Raw genomic sequence first — 26,386 nt, 5'->3', positions numbered from 1 at the left:
GCACCATGACCGACGCAACCCCCATCTGCCGCCGCCTGATCGGCCGTACCGCCGTCATCACCGGCGCCGGCAGCGGCATCGGCCGGGCCACCGCGCGCCGGCTGGCCTCCGAGGGCGCCAATGTCGTCTGCGGCGACATCGACGAGATCGCGGGCAAGGCGGCGGCCGAAGAGGTCGGCGGCACCTTCGTACGGGTCGACGTCACCGATGCCGATCAGGTCGAGGCCCTCTTCAAGACCGCGAACGACACCTACGGCAGCGTCGACATCGCCTTCAACAATGCGGGCATCTCACCGCCCGACGACGACTCCATCCTCACCACCGGACTCGAGGCCTGGCGCCGCGTCCAGGAGGTCAACCTCACCTCCGTGTACCTCTGCTGCAAGGCCGCCATCCCCTATATGCAGCGCCAGGGCCGCGGCTCCATCATCAACACCGCGTCCTTCGTGGCGATCATGGGCGCGGCGACCTCCCAGATCTCCTACACCGCGTCCAAGGGTGGTGTGCTCGCCATGTCGCGCGAGCTCGGCGTGCAGTTCGCGCGCGAGGGGATCCGGGTGAACGCGCTCTGTCCGGGGCCGGTCAACACCCCGCTTCTGCAGGAGCTGTTCGCCAAGGACCCGGAGCGCGCCGCGCGTCGGCTCGTCCACATCCCGGCCGGACGGTTCGCGGAGGCGGACGAGCTCGCCGCCGCCGTGGCCTTCCTCGCCAGCGACGACTCCTCGTTCATCAACGCCACCGACTTCCTGGTCGACGGCGGAATCTCGGGCGCGTACGTCACGCCTCTGTAGCCCGGCCCGGAGTACGGCCGCCGGGTGGGGGCCCGCGCTGTACCCGGCCTGAACCGGCCCCCTAGGGTGGCCGGATGAGCATGACGACACCCACTGGCTGGTACCCGGACCCGAACGCGCCCGGCACCGAACGCTGGTGGGACGGGACCGCCTGGACCGCGCACACACGCGCGGTCCAGGCGCAGGCCCCGGCCGCCCCGGTTCCGGGCTTCGGCCCGCAGACCGTGCCGATGCATCAGCCGTCCCTCACGTCCGGCGGGAACGGTGGCGGCAAAGGCCGTGTCGTCGCACTTGTCACCGCGGGCCTCGTGCTCGTCGCCGCGGTCGCCACCGGCGCCGTACTGCTCGGCAAGGACGACGGGTCCGCGAAGCCCGAGTCCGCGCCAACCGTCAGCGAACCGGTCCCCACCACGACCGACACCGGCAACAGCCCCGCCGCCGCCCCGCCGCCGCCCCGCCGCCGCCCCGTCGGCGACCGCCGGCTCCGCCGACTCCGCTCTTCTGACCGACCAGCTCAACGGCATCTCCATGCCCATCCCGGCCGGCTGGGAGACGTCCGACAGCTCCCTCGACAAGGGCACGACGATGGTGACGGACGAGACGTACGAGTGCCCCGCCGGCGGCTCGTCGCTCTGCCGGCACGGCCGGGTCTCGTCCATCACGGCGGCGCAGACCGGTGAGACCTCCGTGGCCGCGCTGGCCAGGAAGGACATCGTGACGGCGGCGGACGACGCCTACGAGGAGGACGCCGTCGGCAGCCGAATCCACGGCGGCATCAAGTCCCATACGGTGCTCAAGTCGCAGTCCGTCGCGGTCGCCGGGCGGGCCGGCTACCTCGTGCGCTGGCGGGTCGCCACCGGAGCCGGTCCCGGCGGCTACGTCCAGTCGCTGGCCTTCCCCTCGACCGTGGGCAGCGAGGCAATGGTCGTCGTGCGGTTCGCCTTCGACGCGGGTCCGCAGGGGCCCAAGCTCACCGACATGGACAGGATCGCCGCGAGCATCCGCCCGATCGGCGACTCCACGAGCGGCGGAGTCGGCAGCAGCATCGGCCCGGGCTAGGTCATTGTGCCCTCCGGCGACCCAGGACATAAGGCCGTCCGGCGATCGAGCACATCGGGCCGTCCGGCGATCGGGGACGAAACCGGCTGCGAACGGCCCTGGCTGAATGCTTCGTACCCGGCCGAATGTCTTTTCCCCTGCTCAGAGGAGCGTGCGGCCCTAGAGGAACGTGCGGCCCTCGCCCCGGTACGTCGGTGCCGTGCCGGTCACCCGGTCACCCTCGATCAGCTGCAGAGTGTCGAAGCGCTCACACATCTCCCCGGCCTTGGCATGCCGGAACCACACCTTGTCGCCGATCAGCAGATCGTCGGCGGGCGCGCCGAGCAGCGGGGTCTGCACCTCGCCGGGCCCCTCCTGCGGGTCGTAGCGAAGACCTTCCGGGAGATACGGCACCGGCAGCCGGTCCGCACCCGGCGCACCGGAGGCGGGGTAGCCGCCGCCGAGCACCGTGACCACACCCACGCCCGGCCTGCGCACCACCGGCTGGGCGAAGAGTGCGGCCGGACGCCCCGTGAACGACGTGTAGTTGTCGAACAGCCGCGGTACGTACAGCCCGGAACCGGCGGCGATCTCCGTGACCGCGTCCTCGGCCGCCGTGTGCTGGACACTGCCGGTGCCACCGCCGTTGACGAATTCCAGGTGCGGGGTCACCGCCCGTACCGCGCGCACCACCGCCGCCCGCCGGGCCGCCAGCTCCCGGCGCGCGGCGCCCTGCATCAGCCGGATGGCGCGGGAGCGCACCGGGCGCCCGGCGAGGGAGTCGCCCACACCCGCGACATGCCCCTCGTACGCCATCAGCCCCACCAGCCGGAAGCCGGGGCGACGCGCGATCGTCCGGGCCAGCTCGGCCAGCTGGGCCGGCTCGCGCAGCGGGGAGCGCAGCGCCCCGATCCGCACCCGCCCCCCGAGCAGCTTCAACGACGTGTCCAGCTCCAGACAGACCCGGACCTCCTCCGTGCCGCCGTCACGGGCACGGTCGATCAGTTCCAGCTGAGCCGGATCGTCGACCATCACGGTCACCGCGGCGGCGAGCTTCGGGTCAGCGGCCAGCTCCGCGAAACCGGCCCGGTCCGCCGACGGGTACGCGAGCAGCACATCGTCGAAGCCCGACCTGGCCAGCCACAGGGATTCGGCCAGCGTGAAGGACATGATCCCGGCGAACCCGTCCCGCTCCAGCACCCGCTCCAGCAGCGCCCGGCAGCGTACGGACTTGCTCGCCACCCGGATCGGCTTGCCGCCCGCTCTGCGCACCAGATCGTCGGCGTTGGCGTCGAACGCGTCGAGATCGACGACGGCGAGCGGTGCGTCGAGCTGGGCGGTGGCCCTGTCGTAGCGGGCCCGGTCAGCGGCTCGGGGAGTCATGGCCCGAGCTTGCCAGACCGGATTACCGCAGGGTAGGGGGATGTTCTGGGCAGATCCTCCCGGACCCCCGGCCTCGTTGCCGCCGGGCTCGTTCCAGCCCGTAGAGTGACGGACACGCGGTGACGAACGGGCCTGCCCGGAAAGGCGAACCGTCGGTGTCCGTGGACGAGAAACAGGGGGCGGGATGAGCACGGAGGCGCAGCGACCTCCCGGCCCGCACTCGCCCCAGCCGGACGACGGGGAGACGGCGCCCAGCACCTCGCGTATCACTGATGCCCTGGTCCCGCCGGAGACGGCGCCGAGAGCGCTGCGCGCATCCGGCATCACGCAATTCCTGCCGGCGGATCCGCCGCCCGCGCGTTCCGATGCCTCTTTGGCCATGGACCCCGAGCGCCACGGTGCACCCGGCGGGCCGGACCGGCATCAGTCGACGCCGGCCGAGCCCGGCGCCCGGCCCGGCGGCGGGGGTCCCGCCGTCCCGGAGCCGTCCGGTGGAGCCGACGCCGGCCGTCCTGCCCCACATGGCAGCGCCCGGCCGTTGGCCTCCCCGCCCACGCCGAGCGCGTCTGCCGCCGGGCCCGACTCCGGCGGCATGCAGGCGCGTCGGCCCCCTGCCGCCCCGCCCACGCCGAGCGCGCCCGCCGCCGAGCCGCCGCTGCCCGGTCTTCCGCCGCGCCCCGCCGCGCCCCGGCCCGGAACAGCCCCCTCCGCCGAGCGACACATGCTGCCGAGCCCCGCTGCGGCCCCGGACGAGACCGGCGTCCCCGCCGTCGAGACCACCACCCGGCTGCGGCCCATCTCCGCGCTCCGACGCGCGCCCGTGCCCCCGCCCATCTCCGCGCCCCTGCCGCCCCAGGCGCCGCCCCGGCCCACCGCCGCCCCCACCCGGCGCAGGCCCGTCGGGGCAGTCGACCTCACGCCGCGGCCCGGCGCCGGGCAGCCCGCGGCCCACACGGTCCCCGGCCCCCGCTCCTGGGCACCACCGGAGACGCCCGTCGAGATGACCACCCGGCTGCGCCCGGTGCGCACCCGGCGCACCGGCCGCACCCTCGGCGCCCTCGCGTGTGTCGTACTCGGGCTCGGACTGATCGGCGGCGCGGCCACCGGCAGCTGGCTCACCGGCGACTCGAGCGCGGACCCCACCGCCCGTACCGGCTACACCGAGGCGCGCACCCTCTGGCACAGCGTCCCCGTGGACACGCTGTTCCCGCGCACCCTCAACGGCACCGGCGCCGGGCCCGGCCGCGCGGACCGGGTGTGGACCCGGATCGCCGTCGCGCCGGACGGCGCCTGCGTGATCGCCCTCGATCCGTTGCTGCTCAAGACCCTGCAGCCGGTCGGCTGCGCGCGGGTGCTGCGCGCCACCTACACCGACGCCACCACCAGCAGCGTCACCACCGTCGGCATGATCTTCACCGAGGCCGACGTGGATGCGATGAGCGCGCTGGACGCCCGCTTCACCTCGGAGGGGCTCGACGAGCGCCCCGATCTGATGCCCCGCACCCTCCCGGCCAAGAACACCGTCGCCGCCGGGTTCGGCAACGGACAGCGCGCGAGCTGGACCGTGAGCGTGCTGACCGACGCGCCCGTCATCGTCTACGCCGTGTCCGGCTTCGCCGACGGGCGTGCCGTCACCGACCCCCAGCCCGCCGACGAGGCGAGGGCCGAAGGCGCGACCTCCGCGCCGGCCCAGGCCGGCCTCGGCCACGAGGCCAAGGGGATCGCCGACCGTATAGAGGCCGGTCTGCGCAAGACCGTCCGCACGGCCACGGAGAAGCCCGAATGACACGCCGCCGCCATCGCCTCGGCGCCGCCTTCGCGGCCGCCGCCTTCGTACTGCTGCCGGCGACTCCCGCGCACGCGGATGCCATACGGGCCCAGCAGTGGGCGCTCGACGCCATGAGGACCGACCGGGCCTGGGACATCACCAAGGGCAGCGGCATCACGGTCGCCGTCCTCGACACCGGCGTGGACGACAGCCACCCGGACCTCGCGGGCACCGTCCTCCCCGGCAAGGACTTCATCGGCTTCGGCGCGCAGCGCGGCTCACGGGCCTGGGCCCGCCACGGCACCGCGATGGCCGGCATCATCGCCGCTCACGGCCATGGTTCCGGCCGCGAGGACGGCGTCATCGGCATCGCTCCCGAGGCGAAGATCCTCCCGGTCCGGGTCATCCTCGAAGGCACCGACAAGGCCCGCGACAAGGCCCGCAGCTCCCGCGGCACCGCCCTCGCCCAGGGCATCCGCTGGGCCGCCGACCAGGGCGCCGACGTCATCAACCTCTCCCTCGGCGACGACAGCGAGTCCGCGCACCCCGAGGCGGGCGAGGACGCCGCAGTGCAGTACGCGCTCGCCAAAGGCTCCGTTGTCGTCGCCTCGGCGGGCAACGGCGGCGAGAAGGGCGACCACATCTCGTACCCCGCCGCTTACCCCGGCGTGATCGCCGTGACGGCCGTCGACCGCTTCGGCACCCACGCCGCCTTCTCCACCCGCCGGTGGTACGCAACCGTCAGCGCCCCCGGCGTCGACATCGTCATCGCCGACCCCGACCGGAAGTACTACCAGGGCTGGGGCACCAGCGCCGCGTCCGCGTTCGTCTCCGGCGCGGTCGCCCTGGTGCGGGCCGCCCACCCGGGCCTGGCTCCCGCCCAGATCAAGAAGCTCCTCACCGACACGGCCCGGAGCGGGCACAAGAGCGCCCGCGACGACTCCAAGGGATACGGCATGGTCGATCCGGTCGCCGCGATCAAGGCGGCGGCGAAGCTGCGCCCCGCGGATCCGAAGGCGGCCACTGCCGGCTACGGCAAGCAGTACTTCGGCTCCGGTCCCGCCGCCGTGAAGGAGGACGCGGAACCGGCGGGCTGGCTCGCCCCGCTCGCCGGTGGCGTCGGCGCCCTGCTCCTGGCGGGAGCCGTGGTGCTCTGGCGCGGCGGCCGGGTCAGCAGGGACTGACCGCCTCCCGCACCGCCTCCTCGACGCGCGCGATACCCGCCTCCATCGTCGGATGCCCGTCGGAGAGCACCGCGATCGGACAGCCACCGGCCCGCCCGACGGAGTGGACGACCCACAGCCCGGTGTCGCGCATCGGCATCCAGCCGTTCTTCAGCGCCCACTCACCGCCCGCGGCCGACACCCCCCAGCTCTGCCCGTCGACCACCTGCTCCATCAAGGAGCGCAGATACGCGTAGGGCCCGCCGAACACAGCCCGCATCAGGGTGAGCTGATCCCGCGCGGTGGTCCGCGTCAGCCCCCACGCCGACTCCGCCCGGGTCCCGGTGAGCCCGAGCCGTTCGTGTGCGACGTCCAGCCCGGCCGCACCGCCGATCGTCTCCCACAGCACCGACGCCGCGTCGTTGTCGCTCCGCACGATCATGGCGCGGGCGAGCGCCCGCTCCCGCGTGGTCGGCGGACGCCCCCGCTGCAGCAGCGCGGCCAGGATCGAGACCTTCACGATGCTCGCCGAGGGATACGTCCGCTTCTCGCCGTAGGAGCGGCCGGGCAGGGCGACCGAGACGGCGACCGGGACACTGGCACTCATACCAGGGAGGTTAGGGTCGACCTGTGGCGCTCAAGAACATCCCAGACCCCGGATTCTCCGACGACGACGGCACGGCCGACCCCGCTCTGACGTCGGCCCTCGCCGCCTGGGCGGACGACAGAACCGCCGTACGGCCGGTCCTCGAAGCCCTCCGCACCGCCCGGCTGCTGGTCCCCGTCGTGGCCGTGCTCGGCGAGGTCGAGGAGGACGAGAAGGGACTGCGCCGCGAGAAGACCAGCGATATGGCGGTGCCGACGCTGACCGCGGGCGACCGCCGCGCCCTGCCTGCCTTCACCTCGATCGCGTCGCTCGCCCTCTGGAACCCCGAGGCCCGTCCCGTCGCCGTACCGCTCCACCAGGCGCTGCAGGCGGCCGCCCACGAAAAGGCCGACACGGTGGTGCTCGATCTGGCGGGACCCGTCCCGTACCAGCTGACCGGCCCTGCGCTGCTCGCCCTCGCCGAGGGGCGTACGAATCCCGACCCGCTCCAGGACCCCACGGTCATCGCCGCGGTGACGGCCGCGGTCGCCGCCGAGCCCGCGGTGCTCCGGGCCCATCTCGGCCCGGGCGGCGCGGACGGCACCCTGGCCCTGATCCTCGCCCGGGACGCGGCCCCCGCCGAGACGGCCCGGCGCGTCGCCGAGGCACTGGCGGCGGACGACGCACTGAGGGCCCGCCTGGTGCGGGGCCTCGACCTGGCGCTGCTGCCGGCCGAGGCCACGCCTTCGGGCGAGCCCCTGTTCGTACGTGAGTAGCCGCTAGCCGTAAACGGGTCCGGTGTACTTCTCTCCCGGGCCCTGGCCAGGCTCGTCCGGTACCAGCGACGCCTCGCGGAACGCCAGCTGCAGCGACTTCAGCCCGTCACGCAGCGGTGCCGCGTGGAAGGAGCTGATCTCGGTCGCGCTCGCGTCCATCAGACCGGCCAGCGCATGCACCAGCTTGCGGGCCTCGTCCAGGTCCTTGTGGTCCGCGCCGTCCTCGGTCAGACCGAGCTTGACGGCGGCGGCGCTCATCAGGTTCACCGCGACCGTGACGATCACCTCGACGGCGGGGACCTCCGCGATGTCGCGGGTCATGTCGTCGAAGCCGGGAGATTCATTGGGGGTCGCGTCACTCATGACGCACACGATAGGCCCCGGCGGGCCGCGTCCGGCCGCTGACCCCAATTAGCCGTGTTCGGCCGAAGCTGCTAACCTTGTGTAACGACCGGCCGGTCACGTGTGTGCCCGGCCCACAAGTGGAGGCTCCGATCTCCCACCTGGCCGTCCTTCTGGGCGGCGGGTCACCGGTCAGGTGGCGCCCATCGTTCCGTACGGACGATGGAAGTCGCCCGATGTGCGCCCCGCGGTTGACCGCGGCGGTGCTCCGGTATTCGAGGAGCTGCCGCCTGTGTCCCGTCCGGGGCATTTTTCATGACCCGGTGCGGTTGGTCTCACGAAACAGACGTTACGCGGCTGCCTGCCAGACATCCGTGTGGTGCTACCTAGGAGGATCCATCAGCGCCGAGCCCCGCATCAACGACCGGATTCGCGTTCCCGAAGTGCGACTTGTCGGTCCCAGCGGCGAGCAGGTCGGGATTGTTCCGCTTGCCAAGGCCCTCGAGCTTGCGCAGGAATACGACCTCGACCTGGTCGAGGTCGCGGCAACCGCCCGGCCGCCCGTGTGCAAGCTCATGGACTACGGGAAGTTCAAGTACGAGTCGGCCATGAAGGCCCGTGAGGCGCGCAAGAACCAGGCGCACACGGTCATCAAGGAGATGAAGCTCCGGCCGAAGATCGACCCGCACGACTATGACACCAAGAAGGGTCACGTCGTCCGGTTCCTCAAGCAGGGTGACAAGGTCAAGATCACGATCATGTTCCGTGGTCGTGAGCAGTCCCGCCCCGAGCTTGGCTTCCGCCTGCTGCAGCGTCTCGCTTCGGACGTCGAGGACCTCGGCTTCATCGAGTCGAACCCGAAGCAGGACGGCCGGAACATGATCATGGTTCTTGGTCCGCACAAGAAGAAGACCGAGGCCATGGCCGAGGCGCGTGAGGCCCAGGCCGCCCGCAAGGCGGAGCGTCAGGGCTACACGCACGAGGAGTCGGCGGACGAGGCTGCGAAGGCTCCGGCCGAAGCACCCTCCGAGACGCCTTCCGAGACGCCCTCCGAGGCGTGATCCAGGGGGCTGCCACCCAGGCGGCCCCGGGTCCCGCCCGGAAACCCACAAACCAAGATCTGACGCTCCTGTTGTCCGGTGTCCGCACCGGGGGAGCGCCACTGACGAGGAGATAACGGCGCGATGCCGAAGAACAAGACGCACAGCGGTGCCAAGAAGCGCTTCAAGATCACCGGCTCCGGCAAGGTGCTCCGTGAGCGTGCCGGCAAGCGCCACCTGCTCGAGCACAAGTCGTCCAGGCTGACGCGTCGCCTCACCGGCAACGCCGAGATGGCCCCGGGTGACTCGAAGACCATCAAGAAGCTTCTCGGCAAGTGACGCCCGTGTCCCCGGTCTCCGGGGACACGAGCCGAGACCGGGACCAATTCGTTTCCGGGCCGGGGTGAGTCGAACTCTAAATCCCAGCCCCGCTACAAGGAGTTAACAAGTGGCACGCGTCAAGCGGGCAGTCAACGCCCACAAGAAGCGCCGGGCAATTCTCGAGGCCGCCAGCGGTTACCGCGGTCAGCGTTCGCGCCTGTACCGCAAGGCCAAGGAGCAGGTCACCCACTCCCTGGTCTACAACTACAACGACCGCAAGAAGCGCAAGGGCGACTTCCGTCAGCTGTGGATCCAGCGCATCAACGCCGCTGCCCGCCAGAACGGCATGACGTACAACCGCCTCATCCAGGGTCTGAAGGCCGCCAACATCGAGGTGGACCGCAAGATCCTGGCCGAGCTCGCGGTCAACGACGCCAACGCGTTCGCCGCGCTCGTCGAGGTCGCCCAGAAGGCGCTTCCGAGCGACGTCAACGCCCCGAAGGCCGAGTCGGCGGCCTGACGGCCGCATCGAGCCGACCGGACCCGCAGGCCTTTGGCCTGCGGGTCCGGTGTGTTTGGAGTTGTTTTCGGGGGTGGCCCCGAACCCCCGCCGGCTTGCGGGCGGGGACATCGCACAGGTCCGTCCGGGCCGACCCCGGAACCCGAATCAGAGAGCCGCAGGCGACATGGGCACCCCCGAGCTGATCTCCCCGCGTTCCCCGCGCGTCACCGCCGCCCGGCGGCTTGCCAAGCGCGCCTTCCGCGGCAAGGAGCGGCTGTTCATCGCCGAGGGGCCGCAGGCCGTGCGCGAGGCCGTCGCCCACCGCGGCCCCGGCGGTGAGCCCACCCTGGTCGAGCTCTTCACCACCGTCGATGCCGCCGAACGGTACGCGGACATCGTCGGCGCCGCCCGTGCCGCCGGGGTCCGGGTGCACCACGCCTCCGACGCGGTGCTCGCCGAGGTGTCCCAGACCGTCACCCCGCAGGGCCTGGTCGGGGTCTGCCGCTTCCTGGACTCGCCGTTCGAGGAGATCCTCGCGGCGCGGCCCAGGCTCGTCGCGGTCCTCGCGCACGTACGCGACCCGGGCAACGCCGGCACGGTACTGCGCTGCGCGGACGCCGCGGGTGCCGACGCCGTCGTCCTCACCGATGCCTCCGTGGACCTCTACAACCCCAAGTCGGTACGGGCGTCGGTCGGTTCGCACTTCCATCTGCCCGTCGCGGTGGGCGTGCCCGTCGAGCAGGCCGTCCAGGGGCTGCGCGACGCCGGAGTGCGCGTACTGGCGGCCGACGGCGCAGGCGACGACGACCTGGACGACGAACTCGACGCTGGCACCATGGGCGGCCCCACCGCCTGGATCTTCGGCAATGAGGCCTGGGGCCTGCCGGAGGAGACCCGCGCGCTCGCTGACGCGGTGGTGCGCGTCCCGATCCATGGAAAGGCCGAGAGCCTGAACCTCGCGACCGCCGCAGCCGTATGTCTCTATGCCTCGGCGCGTGCACAGCGCACAGGCAGTGCTCGCTGACCAGGAGTACTCGCTCAGGGGGTCCGCTCCGTCACTTCCAGCTAGTAGGGTGACGGGCTCGGGGGCCCACTGCACCGGCGGAGAGGTGGGGTACGGGGATGGCTGTCGGGACGAGCAGGCCCGCGGAGACACACGGGGCGTTGCTGTGTCATTCCGAGGGCCCCCACATGTACGGAATCGACCCCGACGATCTTCCCGACGGACTGGTCGTCGCCGACGAGACCGGCCGGGTGATCTGCTTCAACGACGCGGCCGTACGGATCACCGCCGTGTCCAAGGCCGATGCGCTGGGCCTGCCGCTGGAGCGCGCGCTGCCGCTGGAGGACCTCAAGGGCCGCCGCTGGTGGACGCTGACCGATCCGTACGGCGGACTCGCCACCCGCGTCGGCCAGCCCGAGCGCAATCTCCTGCTCCCCGGCGGCCGTGAAGTCCTCGTCTCCGCCCGCTATGTGCGCGAGCACCCGACCGGTCCCCTGCGCAGGCTGGTCATCAGCCTGCGCGGCACCGAGGCACGGCGCCGTACCGAACGCAGCCATGCCGAGCTGATCGCCACCGTCGCCCATGAACTGCGCTCCCCGCTCACCTCCGTCAAGGGCTTCACGGCGACGCTGCTCGCCAAGTGGGAGCGCTTCACCGACGACCAGAAGCGGCTGATGCTCGAGACCGTCGACGCCGACGCGAACCGCGTCACCCGGCTGATCGCCGAGCTGCTCGACATCTCCCGTATCGACTCCGGACGGCTCGAGGTGCGCCGCCAGCCCGTCGACATCGCGGCCGCCGTCGGGCGGCACATCCAGGCACACATAGCCAGCGGCCAGCGGCCGGACCGGTTCTTCGTACGCATCCAGCGGCAGCTGCCCGATATGTGGGCCGATCCTGACAAGATCGACCAGGTGCTCGGCAATCTGCTGGAAAACGCGGTGCGCCACGGCGAGGGAACCGTCACCATCGAGGTGGCACCGGCATCCGCGAAGGACGACGAGAAGGGAACGGCCGTCACCGTGAGCGACGAAGGTCCCGGCATCCCCGAGGAGTCGATGGGCCGTGTCTTCACCCGCTTCTGGCGGGGAAGCAAGCGCGGTGGTACGGGGCTCGGTCTCTACATCGTCAAGGGCATCGTCGAGGCGCACGGCGGGACGATCACCGTCGGCCGTGGACCCGGCGGCGGCGCCGAGTTCCGATTTATTCTGCCCGTCGGCGCCCCGGCCTACCTGGCCTGAGCAGCCCGCGGGCTCATTCGCCTCTCCATACCCCGTTAGACTCGTTCTTTGGCACCTTTGCGTCCTCGGTCGTCGAGCGGGGGCCCCAGCCAGCCCATCGGAAGTACGGGAAGAGATGTCCGCACCCAATAAGTCGTACGACCCTGTTGAGGTCGAGGCACTGAAACCGGAAGAGATCGAGCGCATGCGGGACGAGGCGTTCGCCGCCTTCGCCGCCGCGGGCGACCTCGAGGCTCTCGCCCACGCGAAGGTCGCGCACACCGGCGGCGCCTCGCCGCTCGCGCTCGCCAACCGGGAGATCGGCGCGCTGCCGCCGCAGGCAAAGGCCGAGGCCGGCAAGCGCGTGGGCCAGGCCCGCGGCGCCGTGAGCAAGGCCCTCGCCGCCCGCCAGGCCGAGCTCGAGGCCGAGCGTGACGCCCGGGTGCTCGTCGAGGAGGCAGTGGATGTCACGCTGCCCCACGACCGGATCCCGGCCGGCGCCCGCCACCCGCTCACCACGCTCATGGAGCGGCTCGAGGACATCTTCGTATCCATGGGGTACGAGGTCGCCGAGGGCCCCGAGGTCGAGGCGGAATGGTTCAACTTCGACGCCCTGAACTTCGTGCCCGACCACCCGGCGCGCCAGATGCAGGACACCTTCTTCGTCCAGGGGCCCAAGGGCACCACGGACGACGAGTCCGGCATCGTGCTGCGTACGCACACCTCGCCGGTGCAGGCCCGCACCCTGCTCGACCGCGAGCCGCCTGTCTATGTCGTCGTGCCCGGCCGCGTGTACCGCACCGACGAGCTGGACGCGACGCACACCCCGGTCTTCCACCAGATCGAGCTGCTCGCCGTCGACGAGGGCCTGACCATGGCCGACCTGAAGGGCACCCTGGACCACATGGTCCAGGCACTCTTCGGCCGGGACATGAAGACCCGGCTGCGCCCGAACTTCTTCCCGTTCACCGAGCCGTCCGCCGAGATGGACATGGTCTGCTACGTGTGCCGAGGCGAGTCCGTCGGCAATCCGGACCGGCCGTGCCGCACCTGCGGCAGCGAGGGCTGGATCGAGCTCGGCGGCTGCGGCATGGTCAACCCGAAGGTGCTCATCGCCTGCGGCGTCGACCCCGAGAAGTACAGCGGGTTCGCCTTCGGGTTCGGCATCGAACGGATGCTGATGTTCCGCCACAACGTCGAAGACATGCGAGACATGGTCGAGGGTGACGTCCGGTTCACCCGGCCGTTCGGGATGGAGATCTGATGCGGGTCCCGCTTTCCTGGCTGCGGGAGTACGTCGACCTGCCGGCGACGGAGACCGGCCGTGACGTCCAGGCCAAGCTCGTTTCCGCCGGCCTCGAGGTCGAGACCGTCGAGCAGCTCGGCGCCGGGCTCAAGGGCCCCCTCGTCGTCGGACAGGTGCTGACCATCGAGGAGCTGGCGGAGTTCAAGAAGCCCATCCGCTTCTGCACCGTCGACGTCGGCATGGCCAACGGCACCGGTGCGCCGCAGGAGATCGTCTGCGGCGCGCGCAACTTCTCGGTCGGCGACAAGGTCGTCGTGGTCCTGCCGGGCGCCGTGCTGCCCGGTGACTTCGCCATCGCGGCGCGCGAGACGTACGGCAAGACCTCGCACGGCATGATCTGCTCCGGCGATGAGCTGGGCATGGGCGACGACGGCTCGCACGGCATCATCGTGCTGCCGCGGGAGTACGAGGTCGGCACCGACGCCATCGAGCTTCTGGAGCTTGTCGACGAGGTCCTCGACATCGCCGTCACGCCGGACCGCGGCTACTGCCTCTCGATGCGCGGCGTCGCCCGCGAGACCGCCATCGCGTACGGCCTGCCGCTGCGCGACCCGGCGCTGCTCGACGTCCCCGCCCCGAACTCCTTCGGCCACGTGGTGAAGGTCTCCGACCCGAAGGGCTGCGACCGCTTCACCGCGCGTACCGTCGTCGGCCTGGAGCCCGAGGGCCGCTCCCCGATCTGGCTGCAGCGCCGGTTGCAGAAAGCCGGGATGCGCCCGATCTCGCTCGCTGTCGACGTCACCAACTACGTGATGCTCGAGCTCGGCCAGCCGCTGCACGCCTACGACCGCTCCCGTCTCGACGGACCGATCGGAGTGCGTCGCGCCGAGCACGGCGAGAAGCTCACCACCCTCGACGGCGTCACGCGCGTCCTGGACTCCGAAGACCTGGTCATCACCGACAACCGCGGGCCGATCGGCCTCGCGGGTGTCATGGGCGGCGCCAACACCGAGATCGCCGACGCTGCGGCCGACCCCGAGACCGGTCAGGTCCGGGGCACCACCGAGGTCGTCATCGAGGCCGCGCACTTCGACGCGATCACCATCGCCCGTACCGCGCGCCGCCACAAGCTGGCCTCCGAGGCGTCCAAGCGCTTCGAGCGGGGCGTCGACCCGCAGGCCGCGGCCGCCGCCGCGCAGCGGACCGTCGACCTGCTGGTGCTGCTCGCCGGTGGTACCGCCGAGGCAGGCGTCACCGAGATCGTCGCGCCGTCCGCGCCTCGTACGATCTCGATGCCGGCGGACCACCCGGACCGCGTCGCGGGCGTCGACTACGGACGCGAGACCGTCGTACGCCGCCTCCAGGAGGTCGGCGCGGACGTCTACGGGCAGGACGAACTGGTCGTCGCCGTCCCGTCCTGGCGTCCCGACCTGAGCGAGCCGAACGACCTCGCCGAAGAGGTCATCCGGCTCGAGGGCTACCAGAACCTGCCGTCGACGCTGCCCACACCGCCGCCCGGCCGTGGGCTCACCCCACGGCAGCGGCTGTACCGCCGCGTCGGCCGCGCGCTGGCCGGCGCCGGCTATGTCGAGGCGCTGAACTACCCGTTCATCGGGGAGCAGATCCTCGATCAGCTCGCGATCCCGGCGGACGACACCAGCCGCCGGCTGGTCAAGCTGGTCAACCCGCTCTCCGACGAGGAGCCCGCGCTGCGCACCACGCTGCTGCCGGGACTGCTCGGCGCGCTGCGCCGCAATGACGGCCGCGGCAGCCACGACCTGGCCCTCTTCGAGACCGGCCTGGTCTTCCAGGCTCCCACGCAGGAGGGCATCGCGGTACGGCTGCCCGTCCACCGCCGTCCGACCGACGAGGAGATCGCCGGACTGACCGGGGTGCTGCCGGTGCAGCCACGCCATGTCGCGGTCGTGCTCGCCGGTGCGCGTGAGCAGGCCGGCTGGTGGGGCAAGGGCCGGCCGGCCGACTGGGCGGACGCGGTCGAATCCGCCCGCACGGTCGCCGGCGAGGCCGGGGCCGAACTGATCGTCCGCCAGGGCCAGTACGGACCGTGGCACCCGGGCCGGTGCGCCGAGCTCGCCGTGGTGATCGACGGAGCGGAGCAGACCGTCGGATACGCCGGTGAACTGCACCCGCGCGTGGTGAAGGCACTGCATCTGCCCGCACGCAGCTGCGCGATGGAGCTGAACCTGGACGTGCTGGAGCAGGCCTCGCAGGGCGCGCTTCAGGCGCCGCGGATCTCCACCTTCCCGGTGGCGACCCAGGACGTCGCGCTCGTGGTCGACGAGCGGGTGCCGGCCGCGGAGGTCGAGAAGGTGCTGACCGAGGGGGCGGGTGAACTGCTGGAGTCCATCCGGCTGTTCGATGTATTTGTCGGGTCGCAGATCGGCGATGGCAAGAAGTCGCTGGCGTACGCGCTGCGGTTCCGTGCCTCCGACCGGACGCTGACGGTCGAGGAAGCCTCGGCCGCCCGCGACGCGGCGGTGGCGCTCGCCGCAGAGCGCACCGGGGCGGTACTGCGCGGAGCCTGACCGCTCCCGGCCTGTTGAGGGGCGCGCCCGGACACCGGGCGCGTCCCTCACTCATTTGGGTGAGAACGTGGGGCGTTGTCCCTTCCGGGCCAGGTCGATCGAAAGAATCGTCCTGGCCGTGGGGGCCTGCCTGCGTGCCGGACAGGGCCTACGAGGGGACCACCGCATGATCCGTATCAGCAGGTCCGGCGGAGGTCCCTTTCCGGCCTCGCGGTGGGTGAGGTCCGTGCGCGCCGACCATTCGCGGGTAGGGCGACTGCTTCCTCTGGTCCTTCCCGCCGTATGCGGCTCCGCCGCGCTCACCTGGAAGATCGCCTGTCCGTCCCCCCAGCCGGAGAGCCTCGGGCAGCGGGTGGCAACCGGGGTCGTTCTCTTCTCGGTCGGCACCGGTCTTGTCCTCGGTGTCCGGCACGGGCTGAACCGTGAGCTCAGACGGATGAGCGAAATCGCCTACGCCGCCCATCGGGTGCTGCTGCGGCCGCTGCCGGACCGTCTCGACGGACTCACCCTCGCCGCGAGCCAGCTCTCGGTAAGCCGTGGCGCCGCGGTCGGCGGTGATCTGTACGAGGCCGTGGCCACCCCGTACGGCGTGCGGATTGTCATCGGCGACGCCCGCGGGCACGGGCTGCCCGCGATAGGGGCGGCCGCCGCGGTTCTCGGCAGCTTCCGGGAGGCCGCGTACGACGAGCCCGAACTGGACGGTGTACTGCGGAGGTTGGACCGGTCGATCCAGCGGCATCTGCGGGAGCGGGCGCGGGAGGAGCATCCGGCGGCCGGCGGGGGAGAGCCGGACTGTCCGGCGGCGGAGGACTTCGTCACCGTACTGCTGCTGGAGATCGGGCAGGACGGCGGCGTACTGGCGCTCAACTGCGGTCATCCATGGCCGTACCGGCTCTGCCGCCGGGCCGAACCGCTGGCCTGCGCGGACCCGCTGCCACCGCTCGGTCTGTTCCCGCTCCCGGCCGAGCTGCCCCTCCACCGGTGCGCCCGGCTGCGTTCCGGGGAGGCGCTGTTCCTGCACACGGACGGGGCTGCGGACGCCCGTGACGCGTCGGGGACGTTCTTCGGTCTGGAAGCCGTGCTCGCCGAGGCCGCGCTCGGCTCGCCGGTTTCGCCCGCTGCCGTGATCGCCACCGTTCGCTCGCAGTTGCTGCGTCACACCGGCGGTCGTCTCGCAGACGATGTGGCACTGCTGGTGCTGCGTAACGACCGCGCGCGGGTACCGGCGCAGTCCGGAGATGCCGCCCTGCGCCGTACCCGGCCGGAACCCTCCAATCGCTAGCCATCCGCGGACATGTGCAGCGATCAGCAACCAAGGGATTGCCGTGCGGCCGGCGCCGCCCGCCCTGCCGCGGAGTGTCGGGCAGATCAGCAGGGCAGACGACGCAATCTGGGGCCGTCGCACTGTACGAGGGGGAGCCGACGGCCCGGCCGCCTCTGTGAGAGGCACCCCAGTCAACAGGCGCGGCCGGCGTGGCGGCAGAGCGCGCGGGGCACAGATGAGGGCACTTGGTTCACACCCCGTGCGAATCGCCCTCCACTACGCTGAGCCCACCGAGCCACCGGAGGGGCACATGCAGCCCAATACCCTGCTCGACGCCCTGCTCGACGAGGCGGGCATCTCCAACGCGGGCCTCGCCGCCAGGGTCAACCAGGCCGGCCGGGCAAGAGGTCTGGAACTGCGCTACGAACACACGGCCGTAGCGCGCTGGTTGAAGGGCCAGCGCCCGCGCGGCCAGGTGCCCGACCTGATCTGCGAGGTACTCGTCGGCCGGCTGCACCGGGCGATAGTCCTCGGCGACATCGGCCTCGGAGTGCCGGGCGAGTCCGTGACACAACTCGGCTCGCCGCTCTCCGGTTTCGTGGAGCGGGCCACCGCGATGTGGCGCTCCGACGAACAGCAGCGGCGGCACATCATCGAGGCCCCCGCGGTCACCGGCACCCCCGCCGTCATGCCCGTATGGGAGTGGGAGAACCCGCCGGAGGACTCGGATGTCTCGCGCTCGGGACAGACGCGCGTCAGCATGGCCGACATAAAGATGCTGCGCGCCGCCCGTGCGCACTACGAGCTGATGTACCGGAAAGCGGGCGGTATCGCCACCCGCGCCCGCATCGTCGGCTTCCTCAACGCCGAGACCGCGCCGCTGCTCCGCGGTGGCTACAGCGACGCACTCGGCCGCCAACTGCACCGCGCGACGGGCGGTCTGGTGTCCGTCGCCGGTATCTGCGCCTACGACTCCAACGCGCACGGCCTCGCCCAGCGCTACTTCCACCAGGCGCTGCGGCTGGCAAAGGCCAGCGGGGACCGGGGACTTGGCGCATATGTGATCGCGCTCCTGGTCAACCAGTCGCTGTTCATGGCGGATCACCGGCAGGCGGTGGCCTTCGCGGAGGCGGCGCTGCGTGCCGCGGGAGCGCAGCTCACTCCGGCGCTGGCCGCCGATCTGTACGCGATGCAGGCGAAGGCGTACGCCCATCTCGGCGACGGCCGCAGCGCCTTGCGGTGCATCCGGCGCGCGGAACTGGAGGCGGAGCGGATCCGTCCGGGGTGCGAGCCGGACGAGACCGGTTATGTCCAGCCGGGCCTGGTGAATGTCCAGGTGGCGGAGGCCCTGCTCAGCCTGGGGGATCTGACGGCGGCACGGGAGCATGCCGCGGCGGCCGTCGGCACTCCGGCGCACGACCGCGGCCGGGTGCACCGGCTCGCCATGCTCAGCCAGATCGAACTGCGTCAGGGCGAGGTGGACCGGGCGGCGCAGACGGCGGCGGAGATGGTGGAACGGGCCAAGGGGATGGAGTCGCAGCGGCTCCGGGACCGGCTGCGGGCGGTACGCGAGCATCTCGTGGCGAGCGGTTGCACCAACGCCGACGAGGCCGCCGAACTCATCGACGGGGCACTGCGCGTTCCCCTGTGACCGAGCTCCTGCTGCGATATTGCCATCTACTTGTCGGAAGGTGGCAGAAAAGTGCAGTGGACGAAATTAAGCGAACAAACTGTGTATGAAAACCGTTGGTTCAGGGTCAACCTGGCCGATGTCGAGCTCCCCGACGGCCGGCACCTGGACCACTTCCTCATCCGGCTCCGCCCGGTCGCCGTCGCGACCGCGGTCAACAGGGCCAACGAGGTGCTGATGCTCTGGCGGCACCGCTTCATCACCAACAGCTGGGGCTGGGAGCTCGCCGCCGGCGTCGTCGAGGACGGCGAGGACATCGCGGCCGCGGCCGCCAGGGAGATGGAGGAGGAGACCGGCTGGCGTCCGGGTCCTCTCCAGCACCTCCTGACCGTCGAACCGTCCAACGGCCTCACCGACGCCCGGCATCATCTCTACTGGTCCGAGGACGCGACGTACATCGGGCATCCGGAGGACGACTTCGAGTCCTCGCGCCGCGAGTGGATACCGCTGAAGCTGGTGCCCGACATGATCGCCCGCGGTGAGGTCCCGGCCGCCAATATGGCGGCCGGGCTGCTGATGCTTCACCATCTGCGGCTGGGCTGACGCCCGGCGGCTACCGGCCCATGGCCTGCCACACCGTTACCGCCAGCGCTCCGAGCGCGGTCAGCGCGGCAACGGCGGGCAACGGCCACCTGGCGTGCTCGAGTGCCCCGACGCGCGCGGCCAGATCGGTAAGCTCCCGGTCGATCTGGCCGTTGCGCTGCGCGAGCAGCGCCAGATGTCCGTCTATCCGGGCGAGGCCGACGTCGAGGCTGCGGCGTATCTCGGCGAACTCTTCGACGACCACTAAATGATCAGGGTCGTTGGTCACGGAACGGCTCCTCTACGGGAAAGTTGTGCAGCGGACCCTTGACTGAGCGGAACCGAGTCAACTCTCCCTGGTCGGAGGGCGGGAGCGTGTGCGCACGGCATATGCGGGCACGCCCCGCACACTCCGTGTGAATCAGGAGTTCGACCCCATCACGCGTGTGGCGGGGCCAGTCCCGTCATGAGTACGGGTAGAAGCCCGAGCCCGTCTTGCGGCCGAGCCGCCCCGCGTCCACCATCCGCTGCAGCAGCGGGGGAGCGGCGTACAGCGGCTCCTTGTACTCGGCGTACATCGAGTCCGCCACCGAGGCGACGGTGTCCAGACCGATCAGGTCGGAGAGCTTCAGCGGGCCCATCGGGTGGGCGCAGCCGAGCTCCATGCCGTTGTCGATGTCCTCGCGGCTCGCGATGCCCGACTCGAACATCCGGATCGCGGAGAGCAGATACGGGATGAGGAGGGCGTTCACGACGAAGCCCGAGCGGTCCTGGGCGCGGATCGCGTGCTTGTCCAGCACGTTCTGGACGACGGCCTCGGAGCGCTTGATCGTCTCCTCGGAGGTGGTCAGTGCCGGGATCAGCTCGACGAGCTTCTGCACCGGAGCCGGGTTGAAGAAGTGGATGCCGATGACCTGGTCCGGACGAGAGGTCGCGACGGCGAGCTTCACCAGCGGGATGGACGAGGTGTTGGAGGCGAGGATCGCGTCCTGGCGGGTCACCACCTGGTCGAGCACCTGGAAGATCTCGGTCTTGACCTGCTCGTTCTCCACGACGGCCTCGATGACGAGATCGCGGTCGGCGAACTCTCCGAGGTCGGTGGTGAAGCTGAGGCGCTCCAGCGTCGTGTCGCGCTCCTCCTCGGTGATCTTGCCGCGTTCGGCGGCCTTCGAGAGAGAGTTGTAGAGCCGGGTACGACCGATCTCCAGAGCCTCGCCCGTGGTCTCGGCGACCTTCACCTCGAGGCCGCTGCGGGCGCACACCTCCGCGATGCCCGCGCCCATCTGGCCGCAACCCACCACTCCGACGCGTGCAATGTCGGCCATTGAGTCCGTCACCTCGTGCCTTTCGCTGATCTTGTGTCCGGGGGTCTTCCCGGCCGGTGGCCGGGGGACAGGTCCGCCGTGTGATTCCGGCGACCGCCTCGACCCCACGACGTTACTCCGGATGCGGGTGTGCATGACCGTCAGGGGCGGGCATGCTGTGCGGATACGGCGGTCGGCACCGATGACGCAGGGGGCGAAAAATGGGGCAGATCGGTAGAAGAGGGATCGTCGTGGCGGCGGTCGGAGCGCTGGCCGCGCTGACGGCGGCCGGGGACGCGGCAGCCGCGCCGGCCTCCGGCCGGGGCCGGCGACGGCACGGGTCGAGCCGGGAGTTCCGCGGCATGTGGCTCGCGAGCGTCGCCAACCGCGACTGGCCTTCCCGGCCGGGCCTCACCGCAGCCGAGCAGCGCGCCGAACTCCTCGCCCACCTCGACTCCGCCGTGGCCCGTCGGCTGAATGTCGTGGTCTTCCAGGTCAGGCCGACCGCTGACGCCCTGTGGCCCTCACCGTACGAGCCCTGGGCCCAGTACCTGACCGGCGTCCAGGGACAGCACCCCGGCTGGGACCCGCTCGGCACTGCCGTGCGCGAAGCCCACCGGCGCGGTCTGGAGCTGCACGCCTGGTTCAACCCGTACCGCGTCGCGAATCACACCGATCCGTCCAGGCTTGTCGAGAACCACCCGGCCCGGGTGCACCCCGACTGGGTCCTTCCGTACGGCGGGAAGCTCTACTACAACCCCGGCATCCCGGAGGTCCGCACTTTCGTCCAGCGCGCGATGATGGACGCCGTCCGCCGTTACGACATCGACGCCGTCCACTTCGACGACTACTTCTATCCGTATCCGGTCGCCGGCCAGGTCTTCGACGACGACGCCACCTACGCCCGCTACGGTGCCGGCTTTCCGGACAAGGCCGCCTGGCGTCGCGACAACATCGACCGGCTGGTCCGCGAGATGGCCCAAGGGGTCAAGAAGGCCAAGAAGAACGTCCGCTTCGGCATCAGCCCCTTCGGCGTATGGCGCAACGCCGCGACCGACCCGCTCGGCTCCGACACCCGGGCCGGCGTGCAGACCTACGACGATCTGCACGCCGACACCCGCACATGGGTGAAGCAGGGCTGGATCGACTACATCGTCCCCCAGATCTACTGGAACATCGGCTTCGCCGTCGCCGACTACGCCAAGCTGCTGCCCTGGTGGAACAGCGTCGTACAGGGCACGGGCGTCCATCTCTACGCCGGTGAGGCCCTCTACAAGGCGGGCGATCCCGCTCAGCCCGCGCCCTGGCAGGACCCCGCCGAACTCTCCCGCCACCTCACGCTGGCGTGCCAATACGCCGAGGTCCGCGGCCACTGCTTCTTCTCGGCGAAAGAGGTCATGACGGATTCGATCGGTGCGATGGCCAGAGTGGTGGCCGATCACTATCCGACCAGGGTGCGGCCGCCGGCCTGAGTCAGGCCTCCTTGTGGTGGCGCACAACGGTGTCGGGGCCAGGGGACATCAGCGCCTCGTGCCCGTCGTCGAAACGGACGCGGTACGGCGGAGTGCCTTTGGCCCCCAGCACCTCGACCACTTCGGCGTGCTTGTCGTGCTGACCCACGGTCCTGCCGTGCATCAGCAGGGTGTCGCCCACGTTCGCTTGCATCGGGAGTGACCTCCTCGAAGGCGGTGTTTCCGGTGCTTCGAGTTTACGACCGGGGGCGAGAGTTGCACCCTCTCAGCTGCGGGCGCGCTGGGTGACCGCGATGCAGACCAGGACGGCGACCGCGGCCACCGGGGCGGCGGGCGAGAGCCGCTCGTCCAGCAGGGACACCGACCAGACCAGCGTGAGAAGCGGTTGCGCGAGCTGGAGCTGGCTTGCCTTGGCGATACCGATCGAGGCCATGCCCCGGTACCAGACGTACAGGCCGAAGAACGTCGAACCGGCGGCGACCCAGAGCAGCCCGATCACGCCGTGGGCCGTCAGCCGCACCGGTTCGAAGGCCAGGGCGACGGCCGATCCGGTGAGCGTCAGCGGCAGGCAGAGCATCAGCGCCCATCCGATCACCTGCCAGCCCGGCAGCTCCCGGGCCAGGCGGCCGCCCTCGGTGTAACCGGCTGCGCAGACCAGCAGGGCGCCGAAGAGGTACAGATCGCCGGTCCTGAGCGCGCCACCGCTCTGCTGCACGGTGAACGCGATGACCACGGCGGCCCCGGCGAGCGCCGCAAGCCAGAAGGTGCGGGAGGGGCGGCGGCCGGTGCGCACGGCCGCGAAGGCCGCGGTGGTCAGCGGCAGCAGTCCCACCACCACGGCGGCGTGCGAGGTGGTGGCGGTCTGCAGGGCGAGCGTGGTCAGCAGCGGGAAGCCCACGACCACACCGCCGGCCACCACCGCCAGCCCCGCCCAGTGGCGGCGGTCGGGGAGCGGCACACGCATCGCCCGCAGAAAACCTCCCGCGACGATTGCGGCGAGCACGCTGCGTACAGCGACGAGGGACCAGGGGCCGAAGCTCTCCAGGCCCCAGGCGGTGGACGGAAAGGTGAGCGAGAAGGCGAGGACGCCCAGCGCGGCGAGAAGGGTGCCGCTGCTGACCGCTATCGGAGTGGTCGGAGTAGCGCTATCCTGTGCTGTCATGAATGAGCGTAGCAGTGTAGTCGAATTGGCGAATACGCTGAAGCGTGAGCTCGACCGCTACTCACCTGGTGGGAAGCTGCCATCGAGCCGAGCGCTCGTGGAGCGCTACCGGGTCTCTCCGGTGACTGTGTCGCGCGCACTCGCCCAGCTCGCCGCCGAGGGCCTGGTCGTCACCCGGCCCGGCGCCGGGGCTTTCCGTGCGGAGCCCCGCACGGGCACCCCGCCGCCCCGGGACACCTCCTGGCAGGAGGTCGCCCTCAGCGCCGACGGGGCCACCGAGCCGGTGCCGCGAGCCGTCGACGCCTCCGGCGTCCTGGCCACCCTTGCCGCGCCGGCGCCCGGTGTCGTGGAGTTCAACGGCGGCTATCTGCATTCCAGCCTCCAGCCGGAGCAGGCGATGGCCGCCGCCCTGGCGCGGGCCGGGCGGCGCCCCGGGGCCTGGGGCAGGCCGCCCATCGACGGACTGCCCGAACTGCGCGAGTGGTTCGCCCGCGGTCTCGGCGACACCTCAGGAGCCGCCGACGTACTGATCACGGCGGGTGGCCAGTCCGCACTGACCACGGCCCTGCGCGCGCTCGCCCCGCCCGGAGCCCCCGTTCTCGTCGAGTCCCCCACCTACCCGGGCATGCTGGCGATCGCCCGCGCCGCCGGGCTGCGGCCCGTGCCGGTCCCGGTGGACGCCCGGGGCGTACGCACGGAACTGCTCGCCGCGGCCTTCCAGGCCACCGGTGCCCGGGTCTTTGTGTGCCAGCCGCTCTTTCAGAACCCGACCGGAGCGGTGCTCTCGCCCGAGCGCCGCCCCGAAGTGCTCCGCATCGCGCGCGCGGCGGGCGCCTTCGTCGTCGAGGACGACTTCGCGCGCCGCCTGGTCCACCAGGACGCCGGCCCGCTGCCCAGGCCGCTCGCCGCGGACGATCACGACGGCGTCGTCGTCCATGTGAGCTCGCTCACCAAGGCGACCTCGCCGAGCCTGCGGGTGGGGATGCTGGCTGCCCGCGGCCCCGTCCTGGAACGGCTGCGTGCCATCCATGTCGTCGACAACTTCTTCGTACCCCGCCCGCTCCAGGAAGCAGCCCTGGAACTGGTCGGCGCACCCGCGTGGAACCGTCATCTGCGCACGGTGGCCGCGGAGTTGAAAGCCCGCAGGGACACCATGACCGCCGCGCTGCTGCGGGATCTGCCCGAACTGGCCCTGCCGCACATCCCGTCCGGCGGCTACCACCTCTGGCTGCGGCTTCCCGACGGGGCGGACGAGGCGGCGCTGCTCTCAGCGGCCCTGCGCGCGGGCGTCGCCCTCGCACCCGGCCGCCCCTACTTCTGCGCCGAACCCCCTGCGGGACACGTGCGGTTGAGCTTCGCGGGCGTGGCGGGCCCGGCCGAGATCGCCGAGGGCGTCCGGCGGCTGCGGACCGCGTGCGACGAGGTACTGGTGCCGGGGCGGGGCTGAGCGACCGTCAGTGGTCCGGTATCGGCACCGTCCCGCACACGAACTCCGAAGTCCGAAGAAGCTCCGGCGTCAGCAGCACCCCCGTGATCCGCTCGGCCGGCGCGAACGTGGCCTCCGTGTGCAACGCGTAGTCGCGGCCGCCTCCCTCGCTGAGGTCGAAGCCCACCTTCCGCATGGTGTCGACGAGGCCGTCGGGGTCGCTGCCGTCGCGACCGTAGGGGAACAGCGGCTCGAAGTGGAGGCGCAGTTCGCCGTCCTCGAACCAGTTGAAGTGGTCGACGGCGTTGATGTTCCGGAAGTGCGGGACGACCGTCGTCCCGCGCGATATCGGTGCCACCGCCTCATCGGTGACCCCCAGCCAGCCGTTCGGCTCGACCATCAGCGCCCAGTCGCCGACGGCGGTCACCCCCACGAACAACCGGTCGCCGTCGTGCGTGTCGCAGGCGTCGTACGCGGGCTCGATCAGAGCCTGGACCCCAGTGACCCGCACCTCGTCCTCGGCCCCGAGGCGCGCGAGCAGCGTCCGCGGCGAGAGTCCGCGCACCAGCGTGACGCAGTACGCCTCGGCCAGGTCGTCGAAGTCTTCGCCGAACCACAGATAGTCGGCAGCGGTCGTCCCAGTCATGATCCGAGCATCGCAGCCGCCACTGACAACGCCCCTGCCGCGCCCGCAAAAACGGCTCGACCCAACGGCCCGGGCCTGCGAGCCTCCCCCTATGAACGACACGGCCTTCGGCATGTACACGATCTCCACTGACCCCGCCCGCCTGGACGCCGCCCGCATCCACCACTGGCTCTCCACCGATGCCTACTGGGCGCTGGGCCGCAGCCGTGAGAAGCAGGACCTGGCCATCGCCGGTTCGCTGAACTTCGGGGCGTACGACACGACTTCGGGTGAGCTCGTCGCGTACGCCCGTATCGTCACCGACCACGCCACCTTCGCCTGGCTCTGCGATGTGTACGTCGACCGGGGCGTCCGCGGCGAGGGGCTGGGCACCGCGCTGGTCGCCGCCGTCCGTGATCACCTCGTCCCCTGCGGGCTGCGCCGCATCCTTCTCGCCACCGAGGATGCCCACGGCGTCTACGAGAAGATCGGCTTCCAGACCCTCGAGCGCCTCGGGAAGTGGATGGCGCTCGGCCTTCAGTGACCTCTTGACCTGCGCGGCTTTCGCAACCACGATCACGCCATGAGTGTCCGGATCACGTTGGTCGCTGCCGCCCGCAGCTCCGCCCTGCTCGCCGAGCGCTTCGACGACGACCGGCCGCTCGACCAGGCCGGCTGGCACGAGATGCAGCTCGCCGCGCACGCTCTCGTGCCGCTGAACGTCGCCGAGCTGCGCTACTGCTCGCCGACCGCCCGCAGCCGTGCGACCGGCGAGGCCTTCGGCTTTGCGCCGCTCGTCCAGCCGGCACTGCGCGACTGCGACATGGGCCGCTGGCGCGGTTACACATTCGCGGAGGTGACCGCCAGGGAGCCGGAGGCCGTGAACGCCTGGCTCGCCGACCCGCGCTCCGCGCCGCACGGCGGTGAGCCGCTGATCGCGTTCATCTCGCGGATAGGCAGCTGGCTGGACACCCGGCCTGCCGAGGACGTGGGCGCCATCGTCGCTGTCGCCGAGCCGGCCGTCGTACGGGCGGCGCTGGTGTACGCGCTGAAGGCGCCGCCCTCCACGTACTGGAATGTGGACGTCCGTCCGCTGTCGACCGTCACCCTGACCGGCCTGGCGGGCCGCTGGAGCCTGCGCCTGGAGGCGGCCCCATGACCCCGCAGGCACCGCGGCGTCGTCCGGTTTCGGGGCA

Annotated in this window: 27 protein-coding genes and 1 pseudogene; 20 read left to right on the top strand and 8 right to left on the bottom strand. The window is 71.3% G+C overall.

All coding sequences use genetic code 11. From position 1 onward, the window contains the following. The first annotated feature begins 5 nt into the window (after positions 1-5). From OG966_RS07765 to OG966_RS07755, 3 genes and pseudogenes are all read left to right on the top strand, one after another. Entirely contained in the window at positions 6-791 is a 786-nt protein-coding gene (locus OG966_RS07765) for a 3-oxoacyl-ACP reductase (protein WP_326648705.1), read from the top strand. Between the two features lie 74 nt (positions 792-865). After that, a pseudogene (locus OG966_RS07760) lies at positions 866-940 on the top strand (DUF2510 domain-containing protein); the annotation flags it as partial. A gap of 379 nt (positions 941-1,319) precedes the next feature. Next, positions 1,320-1,850: a hypothetical protein gene (locus OG966_RS07755; protein ID WP_326655563.1), complete on the top strand. Its 531-nt coding sequence runs from the start codon at positions 1,320-1,322 to the stop codon at positions 1,848-1,850. Between the two features lie 159 nt (positions 1,851-2,009). On the opposite strand, the gene OG966_RS07750 is transcribed toward OG966_RS07755, so the two are convergent. Then, positions 2,010-3,212 carry an amino acid deaminase/aldolase gene (locus tag OG966_RS07750; RefSeq protein WP_326648704.1) on the bottom strand — a complete coding sequence of 401 codons (1,203 nt, stop codon included), beginning with the start codon at positions 3,210-3,212 and terminating at the stop codon, positions 2,010-2,012. Between the two features lie 1,000 nt (positions 3,213-4,212). Between OG966_RS07750 and OG966_RS07745 the strand changes: the two genes are divergently transcribed. Further along, a complete protein-coding gene (locus OG966_RS07745) occupies positions 4,213-4,998 on the top strand; it encodes a hypothetical protein (RefSeq protein WP_326655118.1) in 786 nt (261 codons plus the stop codon). Next, a complete protein-coding gene (gene mycP / locus OG966_RS07740; protein ID WP_326648703.1) occupies positions 4,995-6,164 on the top strand; it encodes a type VII secretion-associated serine protease mycosin in 1,170 nt (389 codons plus the stop codon). Before OG966_RS07745 ends, mycP begins: the two co-directional genes overlap by 4 nt. Here the strand turns inward: mycP and OG966_RS07735 are convergent. Next, positions 6,151-6,750: a serine hydrolase gene (locus OG966_RS07735; RefSeq protein WP_326648702.1), complete on the bottom strand. Its 600-nt coding sequence runs from the start codon at positions 6,748-6,750 to the stop codon at positions 6,151-6,153. The two genes, mycP and OG966_RS07735, sit on opposite strands and share 14 nt — an antisense overlap. Before the next feature lie 23 nt (positions 6,751-6,773). Here OG966_RS07735 and OG966_RS07730 point away from each other — a divergent pair, with 23 nt between their 5' ends. Then, positions 6,774-7,505 (top strand): SseB family protein, encoded by a 732-nt coding sequence (locus OG966_RS07730; RefSeq protein ID WP_326648701.1) that lies wholly within the window; start codon positions 6,774-6,776, stop codon positions 7,503-7,505. 3 nt (positions 7,506-7,508) lie between these two features. On the opposite strand, the gene OG966_RS07725 is transcribed toward OG966_RS07730, so the two are convergent. Next, positions 7,509-7,868 (bottom strand): DUF1844 domain-containing protein, encoded by a 360-nt coding sequence (locus OG966_RS07725; RefSeq protein ID WP_326648700.1) that lies wholly within the window; start codon positions 7,866-7,868, stop codon positions 7,509-7,511. 353 nt (positions 7,869-8,221) lie between these two features. Here OG966_RS07725 and infC point away from each other — a divergent pair, with 353 nt between their 5' ends. From infC to OG966_RS07675, 10 genes are all read left to right on the top strand, one after another. Further along, positions 8,222-8,908 carry a translation initiation factor IF-3 gene (infC, locus tag OG966_RS07720; protein WP_326648699.1) on the top strand — a complete coding sequence of 229 codons (687 nt, stop codon included), beginning with the start codon at positions 8,222-8,224 and terminating at the stop codon, positions 8,906-8,908. A 123-nt stretch (positions 8,909-9,031) separates the two neighbouring features. Further along, positions 9,032-9,226 (top strand): 50S ribosomal protein L35, encoded by a 195-nt coding sequence (gene rpmI, locus OG966_RS07715; RefSeq protein WP_326648698.1) that lies wholly within the window; start codon positions 9,032-9,034, stop codon positions 9,224-9,226. 109 nt (positions 9,227-9,335) lie between these two features. Then, complete coding sequence (rplT, locus tag OG966_RS07710) at positions 9,336-9,728, top strand: 50S ribosomal protein L20 (protein ID WP_326648697.1); 393 nt, start codon at positions 9,336-9,338, stop codon at positions 9,726-9,728. 166 nt (positions 9,729-9,894) lie between these two features. Continuing rightward, positions 9,895-10,734, top strand: coding sequence for a TrmH family RNA methyltransferase (locus OG966_RS07705; RefSeq protein WP_326648696.1), 840 nt, complete (start codon positions 9,895-9,897; stop codon positions 10,732-10,734). Between the two features lie 98 nt (positions 10,735-10,832). Further along, on the top strand, positions 10,833-11,954 hold the full coding sequence (locus OG966_RS07700; RefSeq protein WP_326648695.1) for a sensor histidine kinase: 1,122 nt from the start codon (positions 10,833-10,835) through the stop codon (positions 11,952-11,954). Between the two features lie 115 nt (positions 11,955-12,069). Continuing rightward, positions 12,070-13,197, top strand: coding sequence for a phenylalanine--tRNA ligase subunit alpha (gene pheS, locus OG966_RS07695; protein WP_326648694.1), 1,128 nt, complete (start codon positions 12,070-12,072; stop codon positions 13,195-13,197). Further along, positions 13,197-15,725, top strand: a complete 2,529-nt coding sequence (gene pheT / locus OG966_RS07690; RefSeq protein WP_326648693.1) for a phenylalanine--tRNA ligase subunit beta — start codon at positions 13,197-13,199, stop codon at positions 15,723-15,725. Before pheS ends, pheT begins: the two co-directional genes overlap by 1 nt. 166 nt (positions 15,726-15,891) lie before the next feature. Further along, a complete protein-coding gene (locus OG966_RS07685) occupies positions 15,892-17,007 on the top strand; it encodes a PP2C family protein-serine/threonine phosphatase (RefSeq protein WP_406732674.1) in 1,116 nt (371 codons plus the stop codon). A gap of 292 nt (positions 17,008-17,299) precedes the next feature. After that, positions 17,300-18,640 carry a transcriptional regulator gene (locus tag OG966_RS07680; protein WP_326648691.1) on the top strand — a complete coding sequence of 447 codons (1,341 nt, stop codon included), beginning with the start codon at positions 17,300-17,302 and terminating at the stop codon, positions 18,638-18,640. Between the two features lie 51 nt (positions 18,641-18,691). Beyond that, a complete protein-coding gene (locus tag OG966_RS07675; protein WP_326648690.1) occupies positions 18,692-19,222 on the top strand; it encodes an NUDIX hydrolase in 531 nt (176 codons plus the stop codon). Positions 19,223-19,232: 10 nt separating this feature from the next. Here OG966_RS07675 and OG966_RS07670 read toward each other — a convergent pair whose 3' ends face one another. Continuing rightward, positions 19,233-19,490 carry a hypothetical protein gene (locus tag OG966_RS07670; RefSeq protein ID WP_326648689.1) on the bottom strand — a complete coding sequence of 86 codons (258 nt, stop codon included), beginning with the start codon at positions 19,488-19,490 and terminating at the stop codon, positions 19,233-19,235. A gap of 175 nt (positions 19,491-19,665) precedes the next feature. Beyond that, complete coding sequence (locus tag OG966_RS07665; protein WP_326648688.1) at positions 19,666-20,526, bottom strand: 3-hydroxybutyryl-CoA dehydrogenase; 861 nt, start codon at positions 20,524-20,526, stop codon at positions 19,666-19,668. Between the two features lie 200 nt (positions 20,527-20,726). Between OG966_RS07665 and OG966_RS07660 the strand changes: the two genes are divergently transcribed. Continuing rightward, positions 20,727-21,977, top strand: a complete 1,251-nt coding sequence (locus tag OG966_RS07660) for a glycoside hydrolase family 10 protein (RefSeq protein ID WP_326648687.1) — start codon at positions 20,727-20,729, stop codon at positions 21,975-21,977. Position 21,978: 1 nt separating this feature from the next. Here the strand turns inward: OG966_RS07660 and OG966_RS07655 are convergent, their stop codons facing one another. Together OG966_RS07655 and OG966_RS07650 are read right to left on the bottom strand one after the other, a co-directional pair. Next, the gene (locus OG966_RS07655) at positions 21,979-22,170 is read right to left on the bottom strand and encodes a DUF1918 domain-containing protein (protein WP_326648686.1); all 192 of its coding nucleotides are present in this window, start codon (positions 22,168-22,170) and stop codon (positions 21,979-21,981) included. Between the two features lie 72 nt (positions 22,171-22,242). Further along, positions 22,243-23,139 (bottom strand): DMT family transporter, encoded by an 897-nt coding sequence (locus tag OG966_RS07650; protein ID WP_326648685.1) that lies wholly within the window; start codon positions 23,137-23,139, stop codon positions 22,243-22,245. Here OG966_RS07650 and OG966_RS07645 point away from each other — a divergent pair. Next, entirely contained in the window at positions 23,138-24,586 is a 1,449-nt protein-coding gene (locus OG966_RS07645; RefSeq protein ID WP_326648684.1) for an aminotransferase-like domain-containing protein, read from the top strand. The genes OG966_RS07650 and OG966_RS07645 overlap by 2 nt on opposite strands. A gap of 7 nt (positions 24,587-24,593) precedes the next feature. Here the strand turns inward: OG966_RS07645 and OG966_RS07640 are convergent, their stop codons facing one another. Further along, positions 24,594-25,211 (bottom strand): DUF6461 domain-containing protein, encoded by a 618-nt coding sequence (locus OG966_RS07640; protein ID WP_326648683.1) that lies wholly within the window; start codon positions 25,209-25,211, stop codon positions 24,594-24,596. 91 nt (positions 25,212-25,302) lie between these two features. Here OG966_RS07640 and OG966_RS07635 point away from each other — a divergent pair, with 91 nt between their 5' ends. Together OG966_RS07635 and OG966_RS07630 are read left to right on the top strand one after the other, a co-directional pair. After that, positions 25,303-25,734: a GNAT family N-acetyltransferase gene (locus OG966_RS07635; protein ID WP_326648682.1), complete on the top strand. Its 432-nt coding sequence runs from the start codon at positions 25,303-25,305 to the stop codon at positions 25,732-25,734. Positions 25,735-25,773: 39 nt separating this feature from the next. Further along, positions 25,774-26,349, top strand: coding sequence for a histidine phosphatase family protein (locus tag OG966_RS07630; protein WP_326648681.1), 576 nt, complete (start codon positions 25,774-25,776; stop codon positions 26,347-26,349). The last annotated feature ends 37 nt before the right edge of the window (positions 26,350-26,386 follow it).

The organism is Streptomyces sp. NBC_01750 (assembly GCF_035918095.1).
Taxonomy (GTDB): domain Bacteria; phylum Actinomycetota; class Actinomycetes; order Streptomycetales; family Streptomycetaceae; genus Streptomyces.
The sequence above is the reverse complement of the archived record's forward strand: the minus strand, read 5'-3'. Positions and strand labels throughout refer to the sequence as shown.

What these genes read in the sequence shown, in the direction of transcription:
- OG966_RS07755 (WP_326655563.1), top strand. Translation starts at nt 1,320, where the DNA reads ATGCCCATCCCGGCCGGCTGGGAGACGTCCGACAGCTCCCTCGACAAG.
- OG966_RS07630 (WP_326648681.1), top strand. Translation starts at nt 25,774, where the DNA reads ATGAGTGTCCGGATCACGTTGGTCGCTGCCGCCCGCAGCTCCGCCCTG.
- pheT (WP_326648693.1), top strand. Translation starts at nt 13,197, where the DNA reads ATGCGGGTCCCGCTTTCCTGGCTGCGGGAGTACGTCGACCTGCCGGCG.
- OG966_RS07645 (WP_326648684.1), top strand. Translation starts at nt 23,138, where the DNA reads ATGAATGAGCGTAGCAGTGTAGTCGAATTGGCGAATACGCTGAAGCGT.
- pheS (WP_326648694.1), top strand. Translation starts at nt 12,070, where the DNA reads ATGTCCGCACCCAATAAGTCGTACGACCCTGTTGAGGTCGAGGCACTG.
- mycP (WP_326648703.1), top strand. Translation starts at nt 4,995, where the DNA reads ATGACACGCCGCCGCCATCGCCTCGGCGCCGCCTTCGCGGCCGCCGCC.
- OG966_RS07650 (WP_326648685.1), bottom strand. Translation starts at nt 23,139, where the DNA reads ATGACAGCACAGGATAGCGCTACTCCGACCACTCCGATAGCGGTCAGC.
- OG966_RS07735 (WP_326648702.1), bottom strand. Translation starts at nt 6,750, where the DNA reads ATGAGTGCCAGTGTCCCGGTCGCCGTCTCGGTCGCCCTGCCCGGCCGC.
- OG966_RS07745 (WP_326655118.1), top strand. Translation starts at nt 4,213, where the DNA reads ATGACCACCCGGCTGCGCCCGGTGCGCACCCGGCGCACCGGCCGCACC.
- OG966_RS07705 (WP_326648696.1), top strand. Translation starts at nt 9,895, where the DNA reads ATGGGCACCCCCGAGCTGATCTCCCCGCGTTCCCCGCGCGTCACCGCC.
- OG966_RS07750 (WP_326648704.1), bottom strand. Translation starts at nt 3,212, where the DNA reads ATGACTCCCCGAGCCGCTGACCGGGCCCGCTACGACAGGGCCACCGCC.
- OG966_RS07640 (WP_326648683.1), bottom strand. Translation starts at nt 25,211, where the DNA reads ATGACTGGGACGACCGCTGCCGACTATCTGTGGTTCGGCGAAGACTTC.
- OG966_RS07665 (WP_326648688.1), bottom strand. Translation starts at nt 20,526, where the DNA reads ATGGCCGACATTGCACGCGTCGGAGTGGTGGGTTGCGGCCAGATGGGC.
- OG966_RS07660 (WP_326648687.1), top strand. Translation starts at nt 20,727, where the DNA reads ATGGGGCAGATCGGTAGAAGAGGGATCGTCGTGGCGGCGGTCGGAGCG.
- OG966_RS07685 (WP_406732674.1), top strand. Translation starts at nt 15,892, where the DNA reads ATGATCCGTATCAGCAGGTCCGGCGGAGGTCCCTTTCCGGCCTCGCGG.
- rpmI (WP_326648698.1), top strand. Translation starts at nt 9,032, where the DNA reads ATGCCGAAGAACAAGACGCACAGCGGTGCCAAGAAGCGCTTCAAGATC.
- OG966_RS07765 (WP_326648705.1), top strand. Translation starts at nt 6, where the DNA reads ATGACCGACGCAACCCCCATCTGCCGCCGCCTGATCGGCCGTACCGCC.
- OG966_RS07655 (WP_326648686.1), bottom strand. Translation starts at nt 22,170, where the DNA reads ATGCAAGCGAACGTGGGCGACACCCTGCTGATGCACGGCAGGACCGTG.
- OG966_RS07725 (WP_326648700.1), bottom strand. Translation starts at nt 7,868, where the DNA reads ATGAGTGACGCGACCCCCAATGAATCTCCCGGCTTCGACGACATGACC.
- OG966_RS07635 (WP_326648682.1), top strand. Translation starts at nt 25,303, where the DNA reads ATGAACGACACGGCCTTCGGCATGTACACGATCTCCACTGACCCCGCC.
- OG966_RS07680 (WP_326648691.1), top strand. Translation starts at nt 17,300, where the DNA reads ATGCAGCCCAATACCCTGCTCGACGCCCTGCTCGACGAGGCGGGCATC.
- OG966_RS07700 (WP_326648695.1), top strand. Translation starts at nt 10,833, where the DNA reads ATGGCTGTCGGGACGAGCAGGCCCGCGGAGACACACGGGGCGTTGCTG.